Annotated in this window: 20 protein-coding genes; 19 read left to right on the forward strand and 1 reads right to left on the reverse strand. The window is 30.4% G+C overall.

The annotated features are described in order from the left end of the window. Positions 1 to 70: 70 nt before the first annotated feature. Positions 71 to 1,168 carry a CdaR family transcriptional regulator gene (locus J2Z39_RS06095; protein ID WP_209814293.1) on the reverse strand — a complete coding sequence of 366 codons (1,098 nt, stop codon included), beginning with the start codon at positions 1,166 to 1,168 and terminating at the stop codon, positions 71 to 73. A 105-nt stretch (positions 1,169 to 1,273) separates the two neighbouring features. Here J2Z39_RS06095 and J2Z39_RS06100 point away from each other — a divergent pair, with 105 nt between their 5' ends. The 19 genes from J2Z39_RS06100 (at position 1,274) to J2Z39_RS06190 (ending at position 21,176) form a co-directional block, all read left to right on the forward strand. Further along, positions 1,274 to 2,410 (forward strand): glycerate kinase, encoded by a 1,137-nt coding sequence (locus J2Z39_RS06100; RefSeq protein ID WP_117520568.1) that lies wholly within the window; start codon positions 1,274 to 1,276, stop codon positions 2,408 to 2,410. Between the two features lie 2 nt (positions 2,411 to 2,412). Beyond that, the gene (locus J2Z39_RS06105; RefSeq protein ID WP_117520566.1) at positions 2,413 to 3,678 is read left to right on the forward strand and encodes a GntP family permease; all 1,266 of its coding nucleotides are present in this window, start codon (positions 2,413 to 2,415) and stop codon (positions 3,676 to 3,678) included. A 130-nt stretch (positions 3,679 to 3,808) separates the two neighbouring features. Then, entirely contained in the window at positions 3,809 to 5,173 is a 1,365-nt protein-coding gene (mnmE, locus tag J2Z39_RS06110; protein WP_209814296.1) for a tRNA uridine-5-carboxymethylaminomethyl(34) synthesis GTPase MnmE, read from the forward strand. Beyond that, positions 5,160 to 7,061 (forward strand): tRNA uridine-5-carboxymethylaminomethyl(34) synthesis enzyme MnmG, encoded by a 1,902-nt coding sequence (gene mnmG, locus J2Z39_RS06115; protein ID WP_117520562.1) that lies wholly within the window; start codon positions 5,160 to 5,162, stop codon positions 7,059 to 7,061. The genes mnmE and mnmG overlap by 14 nt, the downstream gene beginning before the upstream one ends. Positions 7,062 to 7,068: 7 nt before the next feature. Continuing rightward, positions 7,069 to 7,692, forward strand: coding sequence for a 16S rRNA (guanine(527)-N(7))-methyltransferase RsmG (gene rsmG, locus J2Z39_RS06120; RefSeq protein ID WP_245325722.1), 624 nt, complete (start codon positions 7,069 to 7,071; stop codon positions 7,690 to 7,692). 84 nt (positions 7,693 to 7,776) lie between these two features. Beyond that, the gene (locus tag J2Z39_RS06125) at positions 7,777 to 8,562 is read left to right on the forward strand and encodes a CPBP family intramembrane glutamic endopeptidase (protein ID WP_209814298.1); all 786 of its coding nucleotides are present in this window, start codon (positions 7,777 to 7,779) and stop codon (positions 8,560 to 8,562) included. Between the two features lie 46 nt (positions 8,563 to 8,608). Further along, positions 8,609 to 9,829: a nicotinamide-nucleotide amidohydrolase family protein gene (locus tag J2Z39_RS06130; RefSeq protein ID WP_209814300.1), complete on the forward strand. Its 1,221-nt coding sequence runs from the start codon at positions 8,609 to 8,611 to the stop codon at positions 9,827 to 9,829. Then, positions 9,807 to 10,736 carry a ParA family protein gene (locus J2Z39_RS06135; protein WP_117520555.1) on the forward strand — a complete coding sequence of 310 codons (930 nt, stop codon included), beginning with the start codon at positions 9,807 to 9,809 and terminating at the stop codon, positions 10,734 to 10,736. Before J2Z39_RS06130 ends, J2Z39_RS06135 begins: the two co-directional genes overlap by 23 nt. Further along, positions 10,726 to 11,667, forward strand: coding sequence for a ParB/RepB/Spo0J family partition protein (locus J2Z39_RS06140; protein WP_117520553.1), 942 nt, complete (start codon positions 10,726 to 10,728; stop codon positions 11,665 to 11,667). The genes J2Z39_RS06135 and J2Z39_RS06140 overlap by 11 nt, the downstream gene beginning before the upstream one ends. Next, positions 11,657 to 12,214 carry a cyclodeaminase/cyclohydrolase family protein gene (locus J2Z39_RS06145; protein WP_181965107.1) on the forward strand — a complete coding sequence of 186 codons (558 nt, stop codon included), beginning with the start codon at positions 11,657 to 11,659 and terminating at the stop codon, positions 12,212 to 12,214. The genes J2Z39_RS06140 and J2Z39_RS06145 overlap by 11 nt, the downstream gene beginning before the upstream one ends. Then, entirely contained in the window at positions 12,214 to 12,687 is a 474-nt protein-coding gene (locus tag J2Z39_RS06150) for a DUF4446 family protein (protein WP_117520549.1), read from the forward strand. Before J2Z39_RS06145 ends, J2Z39_RS06150 begins: the two co-directional genes overlap by 1 nt. A 136-nt stretch (positions 12,688 to 12,823) precedes the next feature. Continuing rightward, positions 12,824 to 13,822 carry a phosphate acetyltransferase gene (gene pta, locus J2Z39_RS06155; RefSeq protein ID WP_117520547.1) on the forward strand — a complete coding sequence of 333 codons (999 nt, stop codon included), beginning with the start codon at positions 12,824 to 12,826 and terminating at the stop codon, positions 13,820 to 13,822. A gap of 576 nt (positions 13,823 to 14,398) precedes the next feature. Continuing rightward, the gene (trxA, locus tag J2Z39_RS06160) at positions 14,399 to 14,707 is read left to right on the forward strand and encodes a thioredoxin (RefSeq protein WP_209814302.1); all 309 of its coding nucleotides are present in this window, start codon (positions 14,399 to 14,401) and stop codon (positions 14,705 to 14,707) included. Beyond that, entirely contained in the window at positions 14,707 to 15,600 is an 894-nt protein-coding gene (locus J2Z39_RS06165) for an NAD(P)/FAD-dependent oxidoreductase (protein ID WP_209814304.1), read from the forward strand. The genes trxA and J2Z39_RS06165 overlap by 1 nt, the downstream gene beginning before the upstream one ends. Positions 15,601 to 15,728: 128 nt before the next feature. Further along, positions 15,729 to 16,199: a MarR family winged helix-turn-helix transcriptional regulator gene (locus tag J2Z39_RS06170; RefSeq protein ID WP_117520543.1), complete on the forward strand. Its 471-nt coding sequence runs from the start codon at positions 15,729 to 15,731 to the stop codon at positions 16,197 to 16,199. After that, a complete protein-coding gene (ftsH, locus tag J2Z39_RS06175) occupies positions 16,200 to 18,191 on the forward strand; it encodes an ATP-dependent zinc metalloprotease FtsH (protein WP_117520541.1) in 1,992 nt (663 codons plus the stop codon). A gap of 189 nt (positions 18,192 to 18,380) precedes the next feature. Continuing rightward, positions 18,381 to 18,968 carry a biotin transporter BioY gene (locus J2Z39_RS06180; protein WP_209814306.1) on the forward strand — a complete coding sequence of 196 codons (588 nt, stop codon included), beginning with the start codon at positions 18,381 to 18,383 and terminating at the stop codon, positions 18,966 to 18,968. Between the two features lie 132 nt (positions 18,969 to 19,100). Continuing rightward, on the forward strand, positions 19,101 to 20,207 hold the full coding sequence (locus J2Z39_RS06185) for a biotin--[acetyl-CoA-carboxylase] ligase (RefSeq protein WP_209814308.1): 1,107 nt from the start codon (positions 19,101 to 19,103) through the stop codon (positions 20,205 to 20,207). A gap of 198 nt (positions 20,208 to 20,405) precedes the next feature. Then, on the forward strand, positions 20,406 to 21,176 hold the full coding sequence (locus J2Z39_RS06190; RefSeq protein ID WP_209814309.1) for a carbon-nitrogen family hydrolase: 771 nt from the start codon (positions 20,406 to 20,408) through the stop codon (positions 21,174 to 21,176). Positions 21,177 to 21,346 lie beyond the last annotated feature (170 nt).

Below are 21,346 nucleotides of genomic sequence, written 5' to 3' on the forward strand. Positions count from 1 at the left end.
CTTAACTTAATAAAAATATACTTTATGCGGAGTATTCCTGTTCGTAGCTGGAATACCCGCTTTTTTGATATTAATCAACATTTGTAATCATAAAACCAATATGTAGTCTTATTAAATCATTAATATTTCTGGGATCATAACCGGTTATTTCTTTAAGTTTATTTAACCTATATTGTACAGTGTTTTTATGAATAAAAAGTTCATCTGCACATTTTATTATTGAACCGTTGTTTTTAACATAAGTTTCTATTAGATTCTTGTATATATTAAAATCCTTATCTTCTATATTTGATAAAACTGTGGATCTATATTTACTTAAAGAATTTTTATCTACAGAGGTTAGTAAAAGTTCTAAATCAAAATTTTTATATTCGTAAAATTTTTTATTGGTTCCTGAAATCTCTCCCCAATTAAGAGCTATATTTGCTTGCTTATACATTTCTTTTGATAATTCAATATTATTAAATGATTCACTAATTCCAAATTTGAGATTATAATTGGTAGCAAGATTTATCTTATTACTTACTTTTTCTAACTGTTTATAGGTAATATCTAAATCCCAATGAAAGCTATATATAACTATTTCATTAAAAAATACAGCATATATACAATTTTTACTATATAAATATTTGTTCAGTATTTCATATATCTGATCAATATATTCGATAGATATATGAGAAGTGGAATTTTTTCCTACAGCTAGTATCATTTTATCTTGAAATTTATCTGAGAAGTCTATTTCCTTATTTAGATTATCTCCGTGTATTAATCCTTCTATATAGTATTTTATTCCTTCTCTATTTTTTGCTTCTATAGATTGGTTATAATTTTCTTTGATTAAAATTTCCGTCATTTTTTTAATAATTGTGCTATATTTTATGATTTCTTTTCCGATTCCTGTAATACCTATAGCACCTATAACTTCATTTTTAAATACAACAGGCATATTTATGCCAGGCCTTGATCCCTTATAAGTGTGCAAATCTTTTACAATTACATCTACGTTTTCTTTTACACAAATAAAACCTGCTTGATGAAATGTTGATATTCGTTTTTTATCAGTGGAATATATAATGATTCCATTGGTATTTATAAAATTTATATCCTCGTTTATGATTGTGTTAATTTCATCAACAATTGATTTAGCTATAGCTTTGCTTATGACCATACTATCTCCTGTAACAATTATTTTTGTAATAATATTAATTATTTTAGTATAAGTAACATTATACTATTTATGATTGTTTTATATAATTTATATATAGGAGGTAATATGAAGATTTTAGTTATGATGGATTCTTTTAAAGGAAGTTTGTCATCTATTGAGGCTGGCAATACAATTAAGAATACTTTAGAGAAAAGAAAAATCCCTCACGAGGTAGAAGTCTTACCTATAGCTGATGGTGGGGAAGGGACTGTAGAATCTCTTATAGGTTTATCTGACATAGAGGAGATAAAAGTTAAGGTAAATAATCCCCTATTTGAAAGTCAGATTGCTAGATATGCTTATTCTGAGAAAAGTAGATTAGCTATAATGGAAATGAGTCAAGCAAGTGGGTTAACTCTAATAAAAGATAAACTTTCACCTATGAAAGCAAGTACATACGGAGTGGGAGAAATGATTATTGATGCTCTTGATAAAGGAGCAAGGCACTTTGTTATTGGAATAGGGGGATCTGCAACTAATGATGGTGGTATAGGTATGCTATCTGCTCTTGGATTTAAGTTTTTAGATATAGATGGTAATGAAATCAAGCCAGGTATTGAGGGAGTTTATGATCTAGTAGAAATCGATGATAGTAAAGTGGATCCTAGGGTTAAAGAAGCAGATTTTGATATAGCTTGTGATGTCGATAATCCTCTAAATGGAGAAAATGGATCTGCTTATGTATATGGACCACAAAAAGGAGCTACATCTGAAGAAGTTAAAATTATAGATGAACTACTATTAAAATATCATAATATTACAAAACAATACATAAGTTCTGCAGATAATTCTATTAAGGGTGTAGGAGCTGCTGGAGGCTTAGGTTATGGATTTAAGACTTTTCTTGATGCAAACTTAAGTCATGGAATAGATCTAATACTAAATTTACTTGATGCTGAAAATCATATAAAGAAGGCTGATCTTATAATAACTGGAGAAGGTAAAATAGATTTCCAAACTTCAATGGGAAAAGCTCCTGTGGGAGTTGCAAAACTTGCTAAAAAATATAATAAAGCAGTTATAGCTTTTGCTGGAATCGTGGATAATGAAGCGGTGGCAGTAAATAATGAAGGTATAGATGCTTTTTTTCCTATTATAGATAAAATAACTAGTATTAATGAAGCCATGTCTATTGAAAAAAGTAAAGAAAATTTGAATAGATGTGTCACTCAAGTATTTAATATTATAGATATGTGGAGGTAAAAATGGAAGGGATAGAATTTAGTACTTTAGGTGCTGTATTAGGTCTTTTAATTGCGATTGTACTTATTATTAAAAATTTTCACTCAACTTATTCACTGATTCTTGGAGCGATAATAGGTGGTATTATAGGAGGTGGAGGCCTTGATGGTACTGTTAAAGCTATGATATCAGGATCTGCTGGGATGATGAGTTCAATTTTAAGAATTATGACAAGTGGTATACTTGCAGGATGCTTGGTAAAAACAGGGGCTGCAGAAAAGATAGCTGAAACCATAGTAAATAAGTTAGGAGAAAAAAATGCTATTATATCCATATCTATATCTACAATGATTATATGTGCAGTTGGAGTTTTTATAGATATATCTGTTATAACAACCGCTCCTATTGCACTTGCGGTGGCTAAAAGGACAAAGATGAGTAAATCTGCATCACTTTTTGCAATGATTGGAGGAGGAAAAGCTGGCAATATCATAAGTCCAAATCCAAACACTATTGCTACTAGTGAAGCTTTTGGAGTAAATCTTAATTCACTTATGGGGATAAATATTATTCCAGCATTAATTGCTTTAATAATTACCATAATTTTAGCTAAAACTATTAATAGGAAATTCAATGATATAGTTACAGACAATGATATAGATATTGTTGACAATTCTTTAAAAGATCTTCCAAGATTTGCAAGTGCTATAGCAGGACCAGCTACTGTAGTAATATTACTTGCTCTTAGACCATTATTCGATATAGTGGTTGATCCATTAATTGCCTTACCATTAGGGGGTATAGTTTGCTTATTTGTTTGTGGAGAGATCAAACATATAAGTGAATATTCTGCATATGGTTTTTCAAAAGTAATAGGTGTTTGTGCCCTGCTGATAGGGACTGGTACACTTTCAGGTATTATATCAAACTCACACTTACAAACAGATATGATAAGCTTAATAGATACCTTAAATCTTAAACCATTTATCTTGGCTCCGTTATCTGGTATTTTAATGGCAGCTGCAACAGCTTCAACTACTGCTGGAGCAACTATAGCATCAAAAACTTTTGCCAATACTTTAATTAGCGCAGATGTAAATAGCATAAATGCAGCAGCTATGGTTCATTCTGGTGCAACAGTGCTTGATTCTTTGCCACACGGTTCATTCTTCCACGCTACTGGTGGTAGTGTAAAAATGGTAATTAAAGATAGATTAAAACTTATCCCTTATGAAGCATTGGTAGGATTTGCATCTACAATTACGGCTATAATTATTTATTTGATTTGATAGATTTTTAGACTTAACATCTATTATCTAGGTCAAATCATTGACATTTTAACTTTTTCCACTATAATTCATATGTTATAGACCACTAGTCAAAGTAGTGGATATTAATCGTACTATGAAAGGAAAATATATGAGTGAAGCTACTATAGCAGCTATTTCCACTCCACAAGGTACTGGTGGTATATCCATTGTTAGGATGAGTGGAGATAAGAGTAAGGAAATAATTGATCAAATTTTTAGACCTATCTATGGTGGGCCTATAGATAGTCAAAAAGATAATAGAAAAATGCGCTATGGAAACATAGTAGATGATGATGAGATTATAGATGAGGTTATGGTAAATTTTATGATAGGTCCATCTACCTATACTAGAGAAGATATTTGTGAAATTAATTGCCATGGTTCTTTCATTTCTGTAAAAAAGATCTTAAATTTAATATTGGATAAGGGAGCAGTTCTTGCTGAGCCTGGGGAATTTACTAAACGTGCTTTTCTTAATGGTCGTATAGATTTATCTCAAGCTGAAGCTGTGCTTGATATAATTAATTCAACTAATGATCTCTCCCAGGCTCAAGGTATAAATCAACTTAATGGATCTTTGAGAAAGGAAATAGATAGTATACGTAAATTTTTACTTGAAGCTCTATCTAGATTAGAATATTCTATAAATTTTACTGAAGATGGGGAAGATCTATCTCCAGATGAGATAATTTCTTATATGCAAAAAGCTAATGATAAAATTGAGAAGCTAATTAATAGCTCAAATAAAGGCAAAATAGTAAAAGATGGAATTAATACTACCATAATAGGTAAGCCGAATGTTGGTAAATCATCGCTTTTAAATGCATTACTAAAAGAAAATCGTGCTATAGTTACTGATATACCAGGTACTACTCGTGATCTTATAAGTGAATATATTAATCTTGGATCCTTTACTTTAAAAATTAATGATACAGCAGGAATAAGAGATACAGAGGACATAGTAGAAAAAATTGGTGTTGATAAATCTATAGAACTATCTAAAGCTAGTGATTTAATTATTGCCTTATTTGATACTTCTAGAAAATTTGATGATGAAGATAAGAAAATATTAGAATTAATAGAAGATAAAAATGCTATTATCATTCTAAATAAGACGGATTTGGATTCTATATTTGATAAGTCCTTGTTGGATGTGAACTTACCTATTATAGAAACTTCTATGACAGAAAATATAGGAATTGATAAACTAGAAGAGACTATAACAGAAATCTTCGATGCATCAGAGATCAATCGCGAATCAATCCTAATAACAAACACTAGACATGAGAGGTTATTAAAATCAGCTAGCGAAAAATTAGCCTCATCTTTATATGATATAAAGATGGGCATATCTCTTGATGCAGTTGAAGTTGATCTAAGAGGCTCTTATGATGATCTTGGACTTATAATAGGGGAGTCAGTTTCAGATGAAATAATGGATAAGGTCTTTAAGGAGTTTTGTGTTGGAAAGTAAAAATAAATATATACAAGATGCTTATGATGTTGTTGTAATAGGAGCAGGGCATGCAGGTTGTGAAGCAGGACTAGCTTCTGCTAGACTAGGGATGAAGACATTGATTCTTACCACAAGTCTTGAATCTATAGCGGATATGCCTTGTAATCCTAATATTGGTGGTACAGGAAAGGGACATATAGTTCGTGAGATAGATGCTATGGGTGGCGAGATGGCTAAGGTCATAGACAAGACATTTATTCAATCGAGGATGCTTAATACATCTAAAGGTCCAGCAGTACATTCTCTAAGAGTCCAAGCTGACAAAAGAAAATACCATGAAGAAATGAAAAAAGTTATAGAAAATGAAGCTAATTTAGATATTTTCGAACAAGAAGTTGATAATATAAACTATGAAGATGGCAAAATTGTTTCATGTGAAACAATACAAGGCGCTGTATTTCCATGTAAGGCAATTATAGTCTGTACAGGAACATATTTAAATGGAAAGATCCTGATAGGAAACTTTGAAAAAATTTCAGGACCTCATGGTCTCTCTGCTGCAACTTATCTATCTAATACGCTTGAGAAGATGGGGTTCTCACTTCGTAGATTCAAGACAGGAACTCCTGCTAGAGTTGATAGAAAAACTATAAATTTTACAAAAACAGAAATACAAGCAGGCGATGAAGAAGTAATTCCATTTTCATTTGAGAATGAAGGTGAAGATTTTTCTAATAGGAAACAATATGATTGTTATCTGACCTATACAACACCAGAAACTAAACAAATAATTATGGACAATATAGATAGATCTCCTATTTATGGCGGTAATGTTAAAGGCATTGGTCCACGTTATTGTCCTTCAATAGAAGATAAGATGATAAGATTTCCAGATCGTGATGTTCATCAAGTATTTTTGGAACCTGAATCATTGTCAACGGATGAGATTTATGTTCAAGGTGTTTCATCATCAATGCCACAAGAAGTTCAAATGGATTTTTATAAGACTATAATTGGTCTTGAAGATGCAAAAATTATGCGTCCGGCATATGCTATAGAATATGATATGATTGATACTCGTGATCTTAATCTGACTTTAGAATCAAAGAATTATTCTGGTCTTTATTTTGCAGGACAAATCAATGGCTCAAGTGGCTATGAGGAGGCAGCAGGACAAGGTCTTATAGCTGGTATAAATGCTGCTCTAAAAATCAAAGGAGAAGATCCGTTTATTCTAGACAGGTCAGATGCTTATATAGGAGTACTAATTGATGACCTCGTTACAAAAGGCACTAATGAACCATATCGTATGATGACAAGTCGCTGTGAATATAGATTAACCATGCGTCAAGATAATGCAGATGAGCGTTTAACTAAAAAATCTCATGATATAGGTTTAGCAAGTGATGAGCGTTATCAAAAAATGTTAGAAAAGTATGATGCTATAAATATAGAAAAAGGACGACTTAAAAAAATAATCTTAACTCCAACAGAAAAGACAAATAAGACTTTAGAGGAATTAGGAACAAATCCTATAGTAACTGGTGTTTCACTTTATGATTTGTTAAAAAGACCAGAATTAGACTATTTTAAAGTTGAAATATTAGATAAAGATAGACCAATATTACCAAAATTTCAACAAATACAAGTACAAACAGAAATCAAATATGAGGGATATATAGCAAAACAAATGGCTGATATTGATAAGTTTAAGAAGCTTGAAGAAAAGAAACTTCCAAGTGATTTTGATTACACTAGTATTGATGGTCTCAAAAAAGAAGCATCAGCAAAATTAAATGAAATTAAACCTGGATCTGTAGGACAAGCAAGTAGAATTTCTGGAGTCACTCCCGCAGATATAAATGTTTTACTAATTAGATTAAAGACTGGAGAAGTAAGTGGATAAAAATAAAATGTACGATATATACAGAGAGCATCTCTTGGAGGTAAACTCTTATACTAATTTAACAACTATAACTGATCCTAGTGAAATAAAAGTAAAACACTTTGATGATTCACTGTCTATAATAGATTATATAAGTGAGGATAGTAAAGTGCTGGATGTGGGATCTGGAGCAGGCTTTCCTGGGATACCATTAAGAATAGAAAAAAACTTTGATTTGACATTAATAGATAGTGTTAATAAAAAAGTGAGATTTATGAATGAAGTTATAGAAAAACTTGAACTTAAAAATACAAGAGCAATCCATACCAGAGCTGAAGATTTTGCGAAAGAGAAGCGTGGAAAATATGATGTTGTTATTTCACGAGCAGTTGCAAATATGTCAACTCTATCTGAGCTTTGTATTCCATTTTTAAAAGTAGATGGATTGTTTATTGCCATGAAAGGACCTAAAGCTGATGAAGAACTAGAACAAGCAGGCAACGCTCTTAAAGTTTTAGGTGGAGAAATAATAAAATTAGATAGATTTGATTTAGCTGGCAATGAAAGAGTAAATGTGATAGTAAGAAAAATTCATCCAACAAAAGTTAAATATCCTAGGGGAAAGAATCTTCCGAAAAAGAATCCGTTATAGGATTCTTTTTTTGTTTCATATGAAACTTTTTGTAAAAAAAAAGAATGGGTATAATCTTTAATTATAAAAAGCGAAAGGAATAGTATGGATAAAATAAAAAAATTTTTAAAGATAATAGCTACTTTACTTGCTATATTATTAGTTACATATTTGGTATCTGCAGTTATGTCTCTTGCAGTAATTGATCCAGATAATCCTAATGCGGGACTTTATATATTATTAATAACTCAGTTATTAATTGCTATAAGCACTTATATAATTATTAAAATAAAGAAAAAACAATATGGAGCTTCGTATATTAGGAATAAAGGATTTTTATCTGATTCTTGGAAGATGATAATTATTGGATTTGGTGCTGCTGGATTTGGAAATATGATTATAGGATTATTGATGAGTTTATTAGAAGACAATATTCTTGTTAATCATAGTATAGATATAGTAAACGCAGCTTTTGATGCAAATGACATTTTATCTACTATAATACAAACAATATTAGTAGTAATAATAGCACCAATTACTGAGGAGGTTTTGTTTAGAGGATTTGTATTCAATGAAACCAACAAGATTTTTTCGCTTAAGCAAGCTATAATTATTAATGGAGTTTTATTTGGATTATATCATATGAACCTGCTACAAGGGATAAATACATTTTTTCTAGCTATGGTTTTATCTATAGTTTATTATTATAGAAGAAATATATACGACTGCATTATAGTTCATGCTTCCAATAACTTGATAGCTATTTCATCTGTCATAATACCTCAGTATCTTAATGTTATAGGCGTGATTTTAATCGTATGCTTCTTTATAGGAGCTTACTTTATTTATAGATTGGTCACAAATAATAAAGACAATGAAAGCTTATATTAGTTGTTAATAAAATTTATGATATACTAAAAATAGAAAAGGAGTAAGTATGAAAGCACAAATTTTTTCGATTGGAACAGAAATATTGCTAGGGAATATTACAGATACTAATTCTCAATTTATTGCTAGACGTCTTATGGAAAATGGTATAGATCTTTATAAAATGGAGACTATTGGAGATAATGAGAAAAGACTTTATAATGCTTTTAAAGCTTGTGATGGTAAAGTTGATTATGTAATATCTAGTGGGGGATTAGGACCTACACCAGATGATTTAACAAAAGAAGTTGCTATTAAAGTATGTGATCTCGCTAGTGAAGTTAAAGTTGATGAGTATTCATATAATAAACTAATAGAGTATTTTAATGGTAATGAAGAAACAGCAAAGGCTAATATTAAGCAGGCTAAATTTCCAACATCTGCTATTATTTTAAATAACCCTATTGGTACTGCACCTGGATGTATTATGGAATCCTCACTTGGAACAAAATACATACTTATGCCTGGGCCTCCCAATGAAATGAAAACGATGTTTAATAATGAAGTTAGTAAATATATAAATAAAATTGCTATAATGAAATCTAAAAATGCTAAGATAGGCATGTTAGGTGAATGGGATATGGCTAGGCGAATGGATTTAAACTGCACTCATCCTACAATAAGTCCGTATATAACTGATGAAGGTCCTATTTTACGTGTTACCGCTAAAGGAAATAGTGAAGAAAGTGTTGATAAAGAATTAACAAAAGGATTGGATTTAATTAAAAAAAATCTGGGAGCTTATGTAATAACAACAGAAGATATTCCTAAAGAAAAAGTTTTGATTAAGTTATTAAAAGAAAGAAAGGAGATTGTATCCACTGCTGAGTCTATAACGGGGGGATTGATTGCGTCATCTATAATAGATGTTTCTGGTGCATCTGATGTAATAAATGAGTCATATGTAACCTATTCGAACGATGTAAAGCATAAGTTATTAAATGTTTCATATGAAACAATAGAAGAGTATACTGTAGTAAGCGAAGAAGTTTTACTTGAGATGTTAGATGGATTGTATAAGCTTACATCAAGTAATCTATGTCTAGCTAGTACAGGATATGCACATACTGGAGAAGTTTATATAGGGATACTATATAATGGCAAGAAATATACTAGACACCTTAAGCTAAATGGAGATAGAAACAGAGTAAGACTTAGAGCAAAAAATGCAATTATTGATACAGCTATACTAATTATGAGAGGTGACTATGAGAGTAATATCGGTTTTTAATCAAAAAGGAGGAGTAGGAAAAACTACAACGGTTGTGAATCTTGCTGTTGCATTAAATCATTTAGATAAAAAAGTTTTAGTGATAGATATTGATCCACAAGCAAACACTACAACTGGATTAGGATTGGATAAGTATAAAATTGATAATTCCTTGTATGAATTATTTTATGAAAATGAAGATGATAATAGCAATATTGAGGAAAATTCAAACTCTGAAATGGTTAGAGATATAACAAATAGTGAAGATAAAAGTAAGAAAAATAAAGATTTAGAAAAAAACTTAGAAAAGAATAATAAAGAAGAGACTGATGATACTGAGCTTGATTTAGAAAATTATATAAGTCATACAAAATCAGGAGTAGATCTTATAGCATCGGAGTCAGCTTTATCAGGTCTAGAGGTAGAGTTAGTTGAGCTAGATGCATTTGAGAGAACTCAACAACTTAAAAATATTCTTTTAAATCTTACTGACGATCAATATGACTTTGTATTAATAGATTGTCCGCCATCTTTAGGTTTATTATCTATAAATGCATTAGTAGCTAGCTCATCTATTATAATACCAATTCAAACAGAATACTATGCCCTAGAAGGTGTGATTGAATTAATGAATACTTATAATATGGTAAAAAAACAATTGAATAAAAATTTGGAAATCGAAGGAGTTTTGTTATCTATGTTTGATAAGAGAGCTGATTTATCTTATGAAGTTGTAGAAGAAGTAAAATCTTATTTTAAAACCAAGGTATTTAAGTTTATGATACCAAGAAATTCTAAATTAGCTGAAGCTCCAAGCCATGGACTTTCAACAATAGAGTATGATGAAAAATCATCTGGTGCAATAGCTTATTTATCTTTAGCGGGAGAGATAGTGAATAAAGAGAGTGAGGTAACTAATGGCAAATAAAAAAACCTTAGGTAGAGGCCTACATTCATTAATACCTGAAGTTAATGAAGATTCTTCTGTAGATGATTTGAATTCATCTGACTATAAATTAAAAACTTCTATAGCTCAATATAATAACATTGAAGAAAGTAGATTTAATGATAAAATAGTAAAAATTTCTATAAACAATATAAAGCCAAGAATAGACCAACCTAGAAAAAGTTTTGATGATGAAACAATTATTGATTTATCTCATTCTATAAAAGAATACGGATTATTAAATCCTATTGTGGTTTCCAAAGTTAATGATAATTATGAAATTATTGCAGGGGAACGTAGATATAGAGCAAGTAAAAAAGCAGGATTAAAAGAGATAGATGCAATTGTCAGGGACTATAGTAAAAAAGAAGTTGAAATATTATCCTTGATTGAAAATGTTCAAAGAGAGGATTTAAAAGTTTTGGAAGAGGCAAGTGCATATAAAAAGCTTGCAAGTCAATATTCTATGACACAAGAACAGATAGCTAATACTATGGGAAAATCTAGATCTTATATAGCTAATACCATGAGATTATTAAATTTAAATGATTTTGAAAAAAAAGCTCTTAATGACAATAAAATTTCCTCAAGTCAAGCTAGAACTCTACTTTCTATAAAGGATGATAATGAGAGAAAAAATACCCTTGACGATTTTATAAAAGGTAAGACAAATATTAGAAAAGTTGAAAAAACTAATACAAGAAAAAAATCAAGCAAATTAAAGAGCACAAGTAAGACTTATGGTCCAAATATTGATGCGATATTAGTAGAAGATTTAGAAGAAAAGTTTATGGATAAACTATCAACTAAAGTATCTATAAATAAGTCAAATAAAATATATAAAGTAAGTATTGATTGCTTTACTATTGAAGATATAGAACAGTTATATGAAAAGCTTGCAAATGAAGATTAAAGATATGGATGTATCAACCCTTATTAAACAAACAGGAAAAGCTGAAGCTAATCCAGGTGGAGGAGCGATATTGATTTTAATGTCAAATTTAGCTGTTAACTTAATGCTAATGATGAATAAAAAAGAATGGAACAATCTAAAAGAAGAAGCAATTGTTTCATATGAAACAATACTAGAGTATTCCAAAAATTTAGAAGATTTGATGCAAGATGATGTAAATAACTTTAATTACTTAATGTCAAAATTTAAAGATAATGATCTCCAGGAAGAAGATTACCTTAAAGCATCTAGTGCTCTTTTATCAATGATAGAAATCAACTTGAAGTCTTTAGAAATACTAGAGTTTTATCTTAATTATGGCAAAAAATCCACTTTAACAGATGGTGAAATTGCCAATAATCTATTAAGAGAAGCAATTTTCTCCGCTTTTTCTACTATAGATGTAAATATCAAAAATACCAATGTATGTATAGACTATGAACAAATAAAAAAACAAGCTTTAGAATTATATGAAAAAAATAAAAAAATTATTGAAAGAAGGAAATGATGACAGCTATTTATGTAATCTTAGCAATATTATCTATTATAGTTATAATAGAGTTTGCCTTGATTCAATCTATGAACAACAAATTACGCCGACAAAAGAAAAGATATGATCATCTTCTAAGAGGAAATAATGAGGATGTAAACATAGAAGAATTATTAATAAACTTGAATGATCAAATAGAAGCATCAAATAAACAACTAAGATCTATAGATCAAAGATCTTTAGATGCTCATGATTCTACTATGGGTGCTATTTCAAATACAGCAGTAGTTAGATATGATGCATTTGATTATGGAACAAATGAGCTATCATTTTGTTTATGCATGTTAGATAATTTTCATAACGGAATAATCTTAACTAGTATCTATGGGAAAGATGGTTCTAGTATATATTTAAAGGAGATTGTCAATGGTCAATCTAAGAGTGAACTATCAGAATATGAAGATCAAGCTCTTAAAAAAGCAAAAGGTTAAAAATTTAACTATTTAACCATAGTACTTCGATATTATTTGAAAAAAAATTATCTATTGAATATTAACTTTGTCATATTTTATCAAATAAGGGTATAATAGAAGCACAAGTAATGAAACGTTATTTTAAGGAGGAAATATGGCAAACTCATCAATATTAGAAAGTGCTAGAGAGGCCATCGAAGGAAAAAATTTAAAAATAGTTTTCCCAGAAGGAAACGACAGTAGAATTTTAGAAGCTGCTATTAGACATAATGAAGAAGGACTTATTCATCCAATTATCTTAGGTGATAAGGGAGAAATCCAAAAAGTAGCTAATGAAAATAACCTAAAACTTGGAAAACTTGAAATTATAGACCCAAATTATGATGAAAGTTTTGATAAACTAGCTGATTTATTTGTAGAAGCTAGAAAAGGCAAAGCTACTAAAATGGATGCTGAATACATGCTTAAAAAAGATCATAACTACTATGGTGTTATGATGGTAAAAGCTGGTATTGCAGATGGTATGGTATCAGGTGCTGTAGGTACTACAGGTGATACAATTAGACCAGCCTTACAGCTTATTAAAACAAAACCAGGTGTATCAAGAGCTTCAGGAGTTATGGTTATGATAGGACCTAATGGAGAACAATTAGTATTTGCAGATACAGCTGTAAATATTACCCTTGAATCTCAAGAAATGGCAGAAGTGGCAGTAGAATCTGCTGAAACTGCAAGAGGTTTTGGTATGGATCCAAGAGTAGCTTTACTTTCATTCTCAACAAAAGGATCTGCTAGACATGATCTTGTTGATAAAGTATCAAAAGCTACTAGAAAAGCTCATGAATTAAATCCAGATTTACCATTAGATGGTGAGTTACAATTTGATGCTGCTATCGATCCAGCTACAGCTAAAAACAAAGCCCCAAAATCTGATGTAGCAGGAACTGCTAATGTATTTATTTTCCCAGACTTACAAGCAGGTAATATTGGATATAAAATAGCTCAGAGATTAGGTGGATATAAAGCTTTGGGTCCAATACTTCAAGGTCTAAATGCACCAGTTAATGACTTATCTCGTGGATGCTCTGCACAAGATGTTTATGAAATTGCAATAATTACTGCTAGCCAATCAGTAGATAAATCAATTTCTTAATATTATTTATAATAGATATTTATATAAGGAGACAACCTATTAGGAGGTCTCCTTATTTTTTGAAAATTTTAAGTAGAAAAATAAGTACTTTAGCTAAAGTAAAAGAAAATACTAAGCTAGTTTTATCTATATCTATTCTTTTATTAGTTTAAAAATCTTTTTAATAGTAAATGGATATTTATTAAACTTTTATCTGATCCCTAGCTGTGATTTTACAGCTAATAAGGATCTTATAGCTATCTAAATTTCTTAATAATATAAAGCTTATAAAAGTAATAAAATTAGTGCGTGCTAGAAGATCTTTTTTAAAAAGGCAAAATAATATTTATATAATAGAATCAATAAATACAATAATTATATTAGTAAAAAAGATCATTTATAAAAAACAAATGAGCTATATGTGAGCAAATGAATTTAGAAAGAGAAAATAAGGGTATAATATACACACTACTAGTTATGGAAGTTAGGTGATTAGTTGATTAAGGCTATCTAACTACTAAATTAAAAATAAATTTATCCTACTGGTAAAAAACATAATTGAACTAATATAATCAATAAATAATAGGAGGATCAATAATGCGTGAATTAGATTCATTAGAATTTAGAGAAGAAATAGAAAACGGACAAGGACTTAGCCTTGTAGATTTCAATGCAACATGGTGTGGACCTTGCAAAATGCAAGCACCGATCCTTGAGGAGCTTGATAAAGAAGAAGGATACAATATCTATGGAGTAGATATAGATAATTCAGAAGATATTGCCCGTCAATATAATGTAAATGCAGTACCATCACTTATGATTTTCAAAGACGGTGTGTTAAAAGAAAGCTTGGTAGGATTTCAATCAAAAGATGTACTTGAACAAGCTATAGGTAAATACTTATAATGAGATATGACATGGCAATAATCGGTGCTGGCCCAGCCGGGCTTAGTGCCGCTTTAAATGCAAGTGTTAGAAATAAAAATATAATATTATTTGGTGTAGATTCCCCATCACTTACAAAGACGGCATGGATAGATAATTATCTAGGCTTTACCCATATAAATGGTAATGAGTTAAATAAAAACTTCAAAAAATCTATTGAAAGTAGAAAAAATATAGAAAGGTCAAATAAAAAGATCCAGCAGGTCTATGCTATGGGAGATTATTTTTCATTAATGCTAAAAGATAATGATATTATAGAAGCTACTTCTGTTATAGTTGCCACAGGTATAGATCTTAAAAAAGATTTGGAAAATGAAGATGAGTTTTTTGCAAAAGGCGTAAGTTATTGTGCTACATGTGATGCCGCTCTCTATAAAGGAAAAGAAGTAGTAGTTATAGGCTATAATGCGGAATCGGTTGAAGAGGCAAACTTTACTTCAGAGATTGTAGGAAAACTTACATATGTAAATATGTATAAGAATGATATAGGCCTAAATCCTAGTATAGAAATCATAAGTGGTGAAGAGCCATTAGAATTTATAGGTGAAGATAGGGCTAATACGCTTAGATTTAGTTCTGGAAAAGAAATCTCAGCTGATGGATTTTTTATTATAAGAGATTCTTCAAAGCCTGAAAGACTAGTTCCATCAATAGCTGTAGATAAGGAACATATTATAGTTGATAAAAATTGCAGAACTAATATTAGGGGGCTTTATGCAGCAGGAGATATAGCAGGTAGACCTTATCAGATAAATAAGGCTGCTGGTCAAGGGCAAATAGCATCCTTAGATAGTGCTAAATATATTACATTAATAGAAAATGGAAAGTATGAAAAAGATTTCTGGAATAAATAATATATTAAATAATACTATAATAAATATTATTTTTAATTAAATTAATTGAAAATAATATTTTTTTGATTGCAAAAAAATTAATAATATGTAAAATAAGTTAGTAGATAAATTATTATCCAGGAGGAAATATGGCTACAGAGCATATAGATTTTTTTGAATTTAATAATTCAATTTTCTCAATGATAAGAGAGATTTCTCATAAAATTGACATATTGTTACAAGACACAGCAACTGAGACAGGTATTACTACCTTACAATTAAAGATGTTAATAACTCTTTATGCGAGCGGAGATGCTCAATCCATAGGTAATCTTGGAAAGGCCATCGGTGTTACTGGTGGTAATATCTCAAATATATGTAAAAAGCTAGAAAAACAAGGGTTCGTTGATAGATTACGTTCTGAAGAAGATGAGAGAGTAGTAAATGTAACTCTTACCGAAAAGGGACGTAAATCTGCCGAAAAGGTTGGACAATATTTTGATCAAATTAGAACTGATATACCAACTGATGGAATAGATGTTAACTTGCAAACTATAATCGATGAATTAGGAGCCCTTGATGAACTGCTTGATAATTACATCTCAAGGAGTGGACTATAAATGAAAGATAAAAAGGATAAAGGTAATAGACCTCTACTTTATTATTGGATAATTGGAATAATATTATATATAATAATACGTTTTGCAATAAGTCCAATTGTAACTCAAGGAGAGGCAGAAGAAGTAAGCTACAGTCAGTTTGTATCAATGATTGAGAAGGACCAAGTAACAGAAGTTTCAAAAGATGATACAAAGTATACATTTAAAGCTATTGTAGATGGCAAAGAAAAAACTTATGAAACAGGTCTTTGGGCAGATACTGATCTTACAGATAGATTATTAGAAGCTAAAAAACATAATAATAAGCTAACTTTTTCTAGAAAAATAGAAACAACTATGAATCCATGGTTAACCCTATTTTTAACGTCTATTTTACCGCTATTATTCTTATGGGTGATTTTTGTTTTTGCATCAAGATCTCTTACGAAAACCATGGGTGGTCGCGGTGGCGCGGACTTCATGAATTTTGGTAAATCCAATGCAAAAGTTTATGTAGAAAATAAAACAGGTAAGACATTTAAAGATGTTGCAGGACAAGAAGAAGCCAAAGACAGTTTGTTTGAAATAGTAGATTTCCTACACAATCCAGGTAAGTATAAGGAAATTGGTGCTAAAATTCCAAAAGGGGTACTTTTAGTAGGGCCTCCAGGAACAGGTAAGACATTACTTGCTAAGGCTGTAGCTGGTGAAGCAAGTGTACCTTTCTTTACTATATCAGGTTCAGAATTCGTAGAAATGTTTGTAGGACTTGGCGCTAGCAAGGTGCGTGACTTATTTAAACAAGCTAAGGAGAAAGCGCCATGTATAGTGTTTATAGATGAGATTGACGCTATAGGTAAAAAAAGAGATACTGGTGGATTTTCTGGCAATGATGAACGTGAACAAACACTAAACCAATTATTGAATGAAATGGATGGTTTTGATGCAACAGAAGGCGTTGTTCTTTTAGCTGCAACAAATAGACCAGAAATCCTAGATCCAGCTCTAACACGTCCAGGACGTTTTGATAGACAAGTTGAAGTTGAACTACCTGATAAGCAAGGTCGTGAAGATATACTAAAGGTTCATGCAAAAAATATTAAACGTGAAGATGATATTGATTATGAAGAAATTGCTAGAAGAACAGCAGGTACTTCAGGTGCTGACTTAGCAAATATAGTAAATGAAGGTGCCTTGCGTGCAGTAAGGGAGCGTCGTAAAAAATTAAGTCAAGAAGATCTAGAAGAATCGATAGAAGTAGTAATTGCAGGTCAACAAAAGAAAAATGCGGTCATTTCCGATGATCAAAAGAAAATTATTGCTTATCATGAAGTAGGTCACGCTTTAGTAGCAGCTATACAAACACAGAAAACACCAGTAACCAAAATTACTATTGTTCCAAGAACTGGTGGTGCTTTAGGCTATACTATGACAGTTGATGAAGATGAAAAGTATATTATGACTAAGCAAGAGCTATTTGATGAAATCTGTACTTTTGCAGGTGGACGTTCAGCAGAAGAACTTATATTCAATACAAAAACTACAGGAGCAAGTAACGATATAGAAAGAGCTACAGCAATGGCAAGGTCTATGGTTACAATCTATGGCATGGATGAAGACTTTGACTTCATGCAATTAGAACAAATCCAAGGTAGATATCTTGGAGGAGAAAGAAATTTAATAGTTTCAGGTGGAACTGGTAATAAAATAGACGAGAAAGTACAATCAATTATCAATCAGGCCCACATGAGAGCTGTAGAGATATTAAAAGAAAATATGGATAAGCTTCATGAAATATCAGATTTCTTATTAAGAGAAGAAACTATTACAGGTGAAGAGTTTATGGAAATTTTGAACCGTAAAGAAGAAGATTCTGTGGATAAAGAAGAAATCAGGGAGAACACAGATGTAGATTTAAGAAATCTAAATGATAGTGAAGTAGAGAAGGAAGATTTACCACCTATATCTGATGATGAAAATGATTTGCCAGAAGCACCAGATACTGATATTTAAAAATCTGAAAGATGCTTTTGAATAGTATAGCTATTCTTAGCATCTTTTTTTTTATTAGAATTTTAATAGTATAACTTAACAATGTATAATAATTTGGTTTTAAATTTGTTATCGTTTACATTTATTAAAATATTATGCTATAATCATATTTAAGGTGGCAGATCAATACATATAAGAAAGAGGTGAAAAATGACAAGTAAAGAATTAACCAGAATTGCATTAAGTACAGCCTTGATAGCTGTAGGATCTTTTATAACAATTCCTCTAGGACCAGTTCCATTTACGCTACAAACCCTATTTGTAATATTGGCAGGCCTATATCTAAAACCAGCTCATGCAGCATTATCAACATTCTTATATATGATAATAGGGCTAATAGGTGTGCCTATATTTGCAGGTTTTTCTGGAGGGCCTCAATCTTTAGCTAGCCCTACATTTGGATTTATAATAAGCTTTATACCAATGGCTTACATAATTTCAAAAATGGCACATGGAAGTATGGATAACAAAAAAATTATAAGTGGAATTATAGTTGGAGTTATAGTGAGTTATTTAATCGGGTTAATTTACTTAAAATACGGTCTAACAAAATTAAATGGTGTAGAAGTTCCTATGAAAGAGGTTTTAAGCCTAGGATTTATACCATTTATAATCCCAGATGCAGCTAAAATTTTAGTGGCAATTATTGTATATAAGAGGACTTATAAGTATGTAGATGATTCTAATAATAAAATAGAAAGTACTAGTTATGAGTCAAATACTACAGGTAATAAATAAAATTTTATTTTTTACACTGATTAATTTACTTTAGTAGATCTCTCTATAAATTTTAAATAGAGATTAAAATTTAGCAAGGTTTTTATAAAAGAGAATAATTATGTAATAAATTAAAATAAAGGAGGCTAAATTATGAGCCAAATACTTGAAAATAATATAGTTTATCTTTTAAAATCAAACGAGATAAATCGTGCCTTAGATCTTGTTATTGATAAGACATCTGATAATCAATTAAACACTTATAAGGTCTTATCAGCAAAACTAATGATGTTATTAGGACAATTAGATAGATTTAATGAGTATATCAAAAAAGTCAATATAAAGGCTTATTTTTCTAAGGGTCCATCAACTTATATGTACTATTATATGTACTATTCACTAGTTGAACTAGATTATGAAAAAAGAGAAGAGTACCTGGATAAATTTGAAGAAGCATCAGATTTATTAAATGATGATCAATATAAAATTGAAACAATTTTAAAAGATCTTACAGATGAAAAGCTAGCTTGGATGGAAGAGGAAGAGCATTTAGAATCTGTTGAATCTACAAATACTTATATGAAAGGTGAACTTGAGAAGGGTCATAAGGTCAGAATAGTAACTGCTGATGAGCAAATTGCGGGAAAAGGACAAAAAGATCATTTATTTGTTTCTCCAAAAGGTGGATTATATATTAGCTTAAATATAAAGGTACCTGACTCTGATTTAGTCTTAGTAACTTCACAAGCGGGTGTTTTAGTTGCTAAATCTTTAAAGAAAATATCTGATGAGGATATAAAGATTAAGTGGCTTAATGATTTGTATATAGATGATAAGAAATTTGCAGGTATACTTTGCGAATCAGCAGTAGATTGTAAGGGACATGCTCAATATACAATAGTTGGAATTGGTATAAATCTTGTAGAAGAATCTCCTATTCCAGAAAATTTAAAAGAAAAAATGACGACACTTCTAGGCAAAGAAGCTGATCTTTCCACTCGAGACATTATAGAAAATGTAAAATACTATGTTGTACCAGCTATATTTTCTATGCAAGAGGGAATTTGCCATACAAAACTTTTAGAAAAGTACAATGAACTAATAGCAAAAAAAGATGATCTTGTTACTGTCTACAATGAAAGTGAAGAAATTTCAGGAGTTTTAGTGGGATTAGATGAAAATTTAGATGTTGTTTTAAATGTAGACGGAGAAGAAAAATCCTTTTCTTATGGTTATTATAGATTAAAATTTAATAAATAATAATTTTTAAATAGAAAAAATAAAAAATATCAGTTACTAATTTATCCAGTATCTGGTATTTTTTTTACTATAATATAATTGTTTTTAATATTAAAATTATGGATATGTATAATTATAATATATTAATAGGATTCTTTTTATTTTGAATACTTTAGGGTATCATTTTTATGTAATTGATAAGATATACTGGAGGAAAAATTGAAAATAGCACTAGGACAAGTTGCCCCGATTAAGGGGGAAGTTGATAATAATTATAAATTAATTGAAGATACGATTAGAAAAAGTAAAAGCAAGGGAGCTGATGTTGTAGTTTTACCTGAAGCATGGAATACTTTTTATTATCCTAAAAATATAGAAGAACTAGCTGATGTTGATGGGGAAAGATCCAAAGAGTTTTTATCAAATATTTCTAAGGAATTAGATATTAACATAGTTGGAGGTTCAGTTGCTGTCAAAGAAGACGGCAAAATATACAATAGAAATTATAATTATGATAGAAACGGAAAACTCTTAAGTGAATATGACAAAATACATCTGTTCTCCCCAGCAGGTGAAGATAAACTTTTTACTAGTGGAAATAAATATGCAACTTTTGAAATGGATGGAGTAAAGTGTGCAGTGGTACTTTGCTATGATGTAAGATTTGTAGAGCGGACTAGAAAGTTTGCTTTAGATGGTATAGAAATTTTATTTATATGCGCATCATGGGCAACATCTAGATTAAATCATTGGGAAGCTTTAAATAGAGCAAGGGCCATTGAAAATCAGATATTTGTAGTAGGAGTTAATTCTACTAGATATAAAGATGATTCAGGTGGACATTCTATGATAGTAGATCCATTAGGAGATTATATTGTAGAACCTTATGAGACTACAGGAGTAAAAACTGCAGAAATAAATATGAATCAAGTCAAAGATGTTAGGAAACAGATGAATATATATAATGATAGAAGAGCGGATCTATATTAGTATAAAAATATAAGTTAAAATATCATCACCATTTATCTCTAAGGTGACCCCATAAAGTTGGACCTAATAGCAGAACAAGCTTTAATACTAGCTCTGCTATTTCTTTGTTCTTTCCTACCCCTAGGGGTAGGAAACTTTTATGCTGCATTTCTCTTTCTAAATTCTATTGG

Source organism: Anaerococcus nagyae, assembly GCF_017874535.1.
Taxonomy (GTDB): domain Bacteria; phylum Bacillota; class Clostridia; order Tissierellales; family Peptoniphilaceae; genus Anaerococcus; species Anaerococcus nagyae.

What these genes read in the sequence shown, in the direction of transcription:
- J2Z39_RS06095 (WP_209814293.1), bottom strand. Translation starts at nt 1,168, where the DNA reads ATGGTCATAAGCAAAGCTATAGCTAAATCAATTGTTGATGAAATTAAC.
- J2Z39_RS06100 (WP_117520568.1), top strand. Translation starts at nt 1,274, where the DNA reads ATGAAGATTTTAGTTATGATGGATTCTTTTAAAGGAAGTTTGTCATCT.
- J2Z39_RS06105 (WP_117520566.1), top strand. Translation starts at nt 2,413, where the DNA reads ATGGAAGGGATAGAATTTAGTACTTTAGGTGCTGTATTAGGTCTTTTA.
- mnmE (WP_209814296.1), top strand. Translation starts at nt 3,809, where the DNA reads ATGAGTGAAGCTACTATAGCAGCTATTTCCACTCCACAAGGTACTGGT.
- rsmG (WP_245325722.1), top strand. Translation starts at nt 7,069, where the DNA reads ATGTACGATATATACAGAGAGCATCTCTTGGAGGTAAACTCTTATACT.
- J2Z39_RS06125 (WP_209814298.1), top strand. Translation starts at nt 7,777, where the DNA reads ATGGATAAAATAAAAAAATTTTTAAAGATAATAGCTACTTTACTTGCT.
- J2Z39_RS06130 (WP_209814300.1), top strand. Translation starts at nt 8,609, where the DNA reads ATGAAAGCACAAATTTTTTCGATTGGAACAGAAATATTGCTAGGGAAT.
- J2Z39_RS06135 (WP_117520555.1), top strand. Translation starts at nt 9,807, where the DNA reads ATGAGAGTAATATCGGTTTTTAATCAAAAAGGAGGAGTAGGAAAAACT.
- J2Z39_RS06140 (WP_117520553.1), top strand. Translation starts at nt 10,726, where the DNA reads ATGGCAAATAAAAAAACCTTAGGTAGAGGCCTACATTCATTAATACCT.
- J2Z39_RS06145 (WP_181965107.1), top strand. Translation starts at nt 11,657, where the DNA reads ATGAAGATTAAAGATATGGATGTATCAACCCTTATTAAACAAACAGGA.
- J2Z39_RS06150 (WP_117520549.1), top strand. Translation starts at nt 12,214, where the DNA reads ATGACAGCTATTTATGTAATCTTAGCAATATTATCTATTATAGTTATA.
- pta (WP_117520547.1), top strand. Translation starts at nt 12,824, where the DNA reads ATGGCAAACTCATCAATATTAGAAAGTGCTAGAGAGGCCATCGAAGGA.
- trxA (WP_209814302.1), top strand. Translation starts at nt 14,399, where the DNA reads ATGCGTGAATTAGATTCATTAGAATTTAGAGAAGAAATAGAAAACGGA.
- J2Z39_RS06165 (WP_209814304.1), top strand. Translation starts at nt 14,707, where the DNA reads ATGAGATATGACATGGCAATAATCGGTGCTGGCCCAGCCGGGCTTAGT.
- J2Z39_RS06170 (WP_117520543.1), top strand. Translation starts at nt 15,729, where the DNA reads ATGGCTACAGAGCATATAGATTTTTTTGAATTTAATAATTCAATTTTC.
- ftsH (WP_117520541.1), top strand. Translation starts at nt 16,200, where the DNA reads ATGAAAGATAAAAAGGATAAAGGTAATAGACCTCTACTTTATTATTGG.
- J2Z39_RS06180 (WP_209814306.1), top strand. Translation starts at nt 18,381, where the DNA reads ATGACAAGTAAAGAATTAACCAGAATTGCATTAAGTACAGCCTTGATA.
- J2Z39_RS06185 (WP_209814308.1), top strand. Translation starts at nt 19,101, where the DNA reads ATGAGCCAAATACTTGAAAATAATATAGTTTATCTTTTAAAATCAAAC.